The sequence below is a fragment of the Serratia sp. (in: enterobacteria) genome (assembly GCF_046715635.1).
Classification (GTDB): Bacteria; Pseudomonadota; Gammaproteobacteria; order Enterobacterales; family Enterobacteriaceae; genus Chania.
Genome location: NZ_JBKJYW010000459.1, coordinates 1 through 5,458, shown reverse-complemented (window position 1 = coordinate 5,458; position 5,458 = coordinate 1). Strand labels below are relative to the sequence as shown.

Genomic DNA, 5,458 nt, shown 5'->3' with positions numbered 1-5,458 from the left:
ATCAATACTCATCCCTGATCGAAATGTTTGAGAATGCGGTTGCCCGTTACGCGGATCAACCCGCCTTTATCAACATGGGTGAGGTGATGACCTTCCGCAAGCTGGAAGAGCGCAGCCGAGCGTTTGCTGCCTACCTGCAAAACGAGTTGGGGCTGAAAAAAGGCGATCGTGTGGCGCTGATGATGCCCAACCTGTTGCAATACCCGATCGCCCTTTTCGGCATCTTGCGGGCGGGGATGGTGGTGGTTAACGTCAACCCGCTGTATACCCCCCGTGAGTTGGAACATCAACTGAACGACAGCGGTGCCAGCGCAATCGTCATCGTCTCCAACTTTGCCCACACCTTGGAAAAGGTGGTGTTCAAGACCCAGGTTAAACACGTCATTCTGACCCGCATGGGCGATCAGCTCTCCGCAGCCAAGGGAACGTTGGTCAACTTTGTGGTGAAGTACATCAAGCGGCTGGTGCCCAAGTACGACCTGCCGGATGCCATCTCGTTTCGTAGCGCGTTGCAGCGTGGTCGTCGCCTGCAATATGTGAAGCCAGATATCATCAATACCGATCTGGCGTTCCTGCAATATACCGGCGGCACTACCGGTGTGGCAAAAGGGGCGATGCTGACCCACCGCAACATGCAGGCCAATCTGGTACAGGCCAAGGCAGCCTATGCTCCGTTGCTGCGTGAGGGGCAAGAGCTGGTGGTCACTGCCTTGCCGCTGTATCACATCTTTGCGTTGACGGTGAACTGCCTGCTGTTTATCGAGTTAGGAGGGCGTAGCTTGCTGATCACCAACCCGCGTGATATTCCGGGGACGGTGAAGGAGCTGGCAAAATACCCGTTCAGTGCCATGACCGGGGTAAATACCCTGTTTAATGCGCTGCTGAACAATGAAGATTTCCAGAAGCTCGATTTCTCCACGCTGCGGCTCTCCGTTGGCGGCGGGATGTCGGTACAGAAATCGGTGGCGGAAAAGTGGGAAAAACTTACCGGTCAGCACTTGCTGGAAGGCTACGGGCTGACGGAGTGCTCTCCGCTGGTCGCTGGCAACCCACATGATTTGAAACATTACAGCGGCAGCATCGGCCTGCCGGTGCCCTCCACCGATATCAGACTGGTGGATGATGACGGCAAAGATGTGTCAGTCGGTCAACCCGGTGAACTTTGGGTTAAAGGGCCGCAAGTTATGTTAGGCTATTGGCAACGGCCAGAGGCGACGGACGAAGTATTGCACGACGGCTGGCTGGCGACCGGAGATGTGGTTACCGTGGATGCTGAGGGCTTTATCCGCATCGTTGACCGTAAGAAAGATATGATCCTGGTTTCCGGCTTTAACGTCTACCCGAATGAGATCGAAGAGGTCGTCAGCCAGCACTCCAAAGTGCTGGAATGTGCGGCAATCGGGGTGCCCAGTGATGCTTCGGGTGAAGCGGTGAAGATTTGTGTGGTGAAGAAAGATCAGACACTCACCAAAGAAGAGCTGCTAACCCATTGCCGTCGGTACCTGACAGGGTATAAAGTGCCAAAAATTGTTGAGTTCCGTGACGAGTTGCCGAAGTCGAACGTCGGCAAGATCTTACGACGGGAACTGCGTGACGAACAGAAAAAGCCCAAGGCCGTTGATGCCGCCTAAGTTTTATATCCTATGAATTTCAAGTTACAGCTAGGCGACAAGCTCATTCATCCCCAGGAGCTTACTTTAGTAAGTGACTGGGTGAATGAGTGCAGGTAACAACGCTGTAACTTGAAAGGCGACGGGTATACCCCTTTTCAACAACGCCGGTGATTAAGCCGGCGTTGTTGTGTTTGAACCCTAAAAATGACCAAGAGAATGACGTTTTGAATTATCAGTTGATCACTACCGACGCCGGGTTGCAGCAGGTCTGCGAGCAGGCAAGAAACTATGCCCAGGTGGCGCTGGATACAGAGTTCGTCCGCACGCGTACCTATTATCCGCAGTTAGGCCTGATCCAGTTATACGATGGTGAACAACTTTCCCTGATCGATCCGCTTCCCATCAAGCAGTGGCAGCCCTTTATCGACCTGCTGGCCGACACCGCCGTGGTGAAATTCTTGCATGCCGGTAGCGAGGATCTGGAGGTGTTCCTGAACGCCTTCAAGACGTTGCCGACACCGATGGTGGACACCCAGATCCTGGCGGCCTTTAGCGGCCATACGCTGTCCTGCGGTTTTGCCAAACTGGTGACGGAGTATATGCAGGTCGATCTTGATAAGAGTGAATCGCGCACCGACTGGTTGGCGCGGCCATTGACCGAGCGCCAATGTGTTTATGCCGCGGCTGACGTGTTCTATCTGTTGCCAATGGCCAAGCAATTGGTGCAGGAGACCGAAGAGGCGGGTTGGACCGCCGCAGCCGATAACGAGTGCCGCTTGCTCTGCCAACGGCGCAGCGAGGCGCTGGCGCCGGAATTGGCCTATCGCGAAATTACCAATGCCTGGCAGTTACGCCCACGTCAGCTGGGTTGTCTGCAAAAACTGGCTGAGTGGCGTTTGCGTCAGGCGCGCGAACGCGATCTGGCGGTGAACTTTGTGGTGCGTGAAGAGAACCTGTGGGCCGTGGCGCGCTATATGCCGGGCTCGCTCGGTGAGCTGGAGGCGCTGGGGCTGAGTGGCCCGGAGATCCGCTACCATGGCAAAACCCTGGTGGCACTGGTGGCGGAAGCTAACGCCCTGGATGAATCAGCCTTGCCAGCGCCGTTGAGCAACCTCGTCGATCATCCTGGCTACAAGAAAGTGTTCAAAGATATTAAAGCCGCTATTACGCTGGTGAGTGAGCAGAGTGGCCTTAGCGGCGAACTGCTGGCTTCGCGGCGGCAGATTAACCAGTTGTTGAATTGGCATTGGAAATTGAAAGAGATCGAGTCACAACCTGAGTTAATCAGTGGCTGGCGCGGTGAGCTATTGGCAGCACCGTTGCAGGCGATCCTACAGGATTATTAATCGTTAAATGTCAGGCGGGGCAGTTAAATCAAATTGTTCCGTTTGATCTCACCAAAATAAGGCGAAGATAATGTTAAGCGCCAGCATTCACCGTATAGAAATTTGCGTCAAAAAGAACTGAGAGTTGTCTCAATAGCGCGGGTTTTTTATTTTGGCGGACGCACTAATAACTGGACGAATATACAGTTACCCCCTGTATAAAAATATACAGGGGGCACTCATTGCATCGCAATCATTTAGGCGTTTCTTCCGATTCCGGTAGCGTCACGTTGAGTTCAAGTACCGAAATATCGTCCCCTTTCTGCTCGAATTGCACGTGCAGCATTTCGGGGTCGATCTGAATGTATTTACAAATTACCGCTAGAATATCGCGCTTTAAATCAGGCAGATAGTGGGGTTCGCTATCCCCACGACGACGTTCTGCGACGATAATTTGCAGCCGTTCCTTGGCTACACTGGCTGTTGATTTTTTGCGGGACAGAAAGAAGTCTAACAGAGCCATGGTTTATCCCCCAAAAAGGCGTTTCAGGAAGCCCTTTTTCTCTTCTTCGATGAAGCGGAACGGGCGTTCTTCCCCTAACAGGCGGTTAACGGTATCGTCATAGGCCTTACCGGCATCGGACTCATTATCAAGAATAACAGGTTCACCCTGGTTAGAGGCACGTAATACCGACTGATCTTCAGGGATCACGCCAAGCAGCGGAATACGCAGGATTTCCAGCACGTCTTCCATGCTCAACATGTCGCCACGGCTGACGCGGCCCGGATTATAACGGGTTAGCAGCAGATGCTCCTTGATTGGGGATTCCCCTCTCTCGGCACGGCGCGATTTGGATGCCAGAATGCCCAGAATACGGTCGGAGTCACGTACTGAAGACACTTCCGGGTTGGTGGTGATGATGGCTTCGTCGGCAAAATACAGCGCCATCAAGGCACCCGATTCGATCCCTGCGGGTGAGTCGCAAACCACAAATTCGAAGGCCATTTCGTCGAGATCGCTGAGGATTTTTTCCACGCCTTCACGGGTCAGGGCGTCTTTATCACGGGTTTGCGAAGCTGGCAGAATGTAGAGGTTGTCGGTACGCTTGTCTTTGATTAACGCCTGGTTCAGCGTAGCGTCACCTTGGATAACGTTCACGAAATCGTAAACGACCCGGCGTTCACACCCCATGATGAGGTCAAGATTACGCAGACCGATATCAAAGTCGATCACCACGGTTTTCTTGCCTTTCTGGGCCAAGCCGGTCGCAATGGCCGCACTTGATGTGGTCTTGCCAACGCCCCCTTTACCCGATGTAACAACAATAATGCGTGCCATGAAATGGATTCCTTGTCAAAAGGGCTTAATTTAAAGGTTGTATGGTTAAAGCATTATCCAACAGGCTGAGCCTTGCTGCCTGCCCGAGGAACTCGGACGGGATCTGATCGCTCAACCAGTACTGCCCTGCGATAGAGACTAGCTCAGCACCCAGGTGCGTGCAAAAAATCTGACACTGGGTATCGCCAGAGGCGCCAGCCAGTGCGCGGCCACGCATGCTACCGTAAATATGAATATTGCCGTCGGCAATCAGTTCGGCACCGGCGCTGACGCTGCTGGTGACGATCAAATCGCTGTTACGGGCGTAAATCTGTTGGCCTGAACGGACAGGAGTACTGATGATGCGCGTCTTGGCTGGGGCATTATCAGGGACCGGTGCAATTACTGGAGCCGGCGGGGCCGCCTTCTGGCCTTTGCCTTCATTGAGCAGTGGCAAACCGGCGCGGGCGATGGAACGCTTCTGCCGCTCATCTTTGCAACCGCTGATGCCTACCACGCGCAGCCCAGCCGCAGTGACAGCCCGTTGAATTTCTTTCCAGTCTGCGTCGCCGTTCAGCGTAGCAACATTAATAACAACAGGGGCATTTTTGAGAAAAGCGGGCGCTTGCTCCACCTTTTCTTGCAGTGCCTGGCGTATTACCTCGGGTTCGCAATTATGTAAATGAACCACCGATAGGGTAAAACTGCTGCCTTTTAGCTCAATTGGCGATTGTGACATCTATCCTGACTCAGTCTCAGCAACTTAAATCCCCGGAATACCACTCGGGGTGCGATATTCCGAAGTACTATAAGCATGTTATAGTCAGAGTTATATCCAGGCAAGACGCTGCCTCAATTAAATAGAGTTTTAAAAATGTTTTGTGTCATCTATAGAAGCGCCAAGCGCGACCAAACTTATCTTTATGTCGAAAAAAAAGACGATTTTTCTCGGGTGCCGGAAGATCTGATGAAAAGTTTTGGCACTCCGCTGTATGCCATGATGCTGTCGCTAGACGGTCGTAAGAAATTGGCCTCCGCGGATATCGAGAAGGTGAAAGAAGCCCTGCAACAGGAAGGGTTTTATCTGCAGTTTCCACCGCCGGTGGAAAACCTATTAAACCTTCATTTGTCTGACGCCAAAAAATAACCGGGCGTCGATTTTCAACCCTGTGTTAACGCCAGCTTTTAAGCATCATCTGCAT

At 52.7% G+C, this 5,458-nt stretch carries 6 protein-coding genes; 3 read left to right on the top strand and 3 right to left on the bottom strand.

Going from position 1 to position 5,458, the window contains the following annotated elements:
* Together fadD and rnd are read left to right on the top strand one after the other, a co-directional pair.
* On the top strand, positions 1-1,631 hold a 1,631-nt coding region (gene fadD / locus ACLQ7H_RS23845), incomplete at its 5' end, for a long-chain-fatty-acid--CoA ligase FadD (RefSeq protein WP_411754807.1).
* A 206-nt stretch (positions 1,632-1,837) separates the two neighbouring features.
* Complete coding sequence (gene rnd, locus ACLQ7H_RS23840) at positions 1,838-2,959, top strand: ribonuclease D (protein WP_411754806.1); 1,122 nt, start codon at positions 1,838-1,840, stop codon at positions 2,957-2,959.
* 232 nt (positions 2,960-3,191) lie between these two features.
* Here the strand turns inward: rnd and minE are convergent, their stop codons facing one another.
* The 3 genes from minE to minC are packed head-to-tail and all read right to left on the bottom strand — an operon-like array spanning position 3,192 to position 4,995.
* Positions 3,192-3,461 (bottom strand): cell division topological specificity factor MinE, encoded by a 270-nt coding sequence (gene minE / locus ACLQ7H_RS23835; RefSeq protein WP_021181173.1) that lies wholly within the window; start codon positions 3,459-3,461, stop codon positions 3,192-3,194.
* A 3-nt stretch (positions 3,462-3,464) separates the two neighbouring features.
* Positions 3,465-4,277 (bottom strand): septum site-determining protein MinD, encoded by an 813-nt coding sequence (gene minD / locus ACLQ7H_RS23830; protein ID WP_411754805.1) that lies wholly within the window; start codon positions 4,275-4,277, stop codon positions 3,465-3,467.
* A 25-nt stretch (positions 4,278-4,302) separates the two neighbouring features.
* Entirely contained in the window at positions 4,303-4,995 is a 693-nt protein-coding gene (gene minC / locus ACLQ7H_RS23825; protein WP_411754804.1) for a septum site-determining protein MinC, read from the bottom strand.
* A gap of 135 nt (positions 4,996-5,130) precedes the next feature.
* Between minC and ACLQ7H_RS23820 the strand changes: the two genes are divergently transcribed.
* Positions 5,131-5,403, top strand: coding sequence for a YcgL domain-containing protein (locus tag ACLQ7H_RS23820; RefSeq protein WP_411754803.1), 273 nt, complete (start codon positions 5,131-5,133; stop codon positions 5,401-5,403).
* Positions 5,404-5,458 lie beyond the last annotated feature (55 nt).

What these genes read in the sequence shown, in the direction of transcription:
- minE (WP_021181173.1), bottom strand. Translation starts at nt 3,461, where the DNA reads ATGGCTCTGTTAGACTTCTTTCTGTCCCGCAAAAAATCAACAGCCAGT.
- minC (WP_411754804.1), bottom strand. Translation starts at nt 4,995, where the DNA reads ATGTCACAATCGCCAATTGAGCTAAAAGGCAGCAGTTTTACCCTATCG.
- minD (WP_411754805.1), bottom strand. Translation starts at nt 4,277, where the DNA reads ATGGCACGCATTATTGTTGTTACATCGGGTAAAGGGGGCGTTGGCAAG.
- ACLQ7H_RS23820 (WP_411754803.1), top strand. Translation starts at nt 5,131, where the DNA reads ATGTTTTGTGTCATCTATAGAAGCGCCAAGCGCGACCAAACTTATCTT.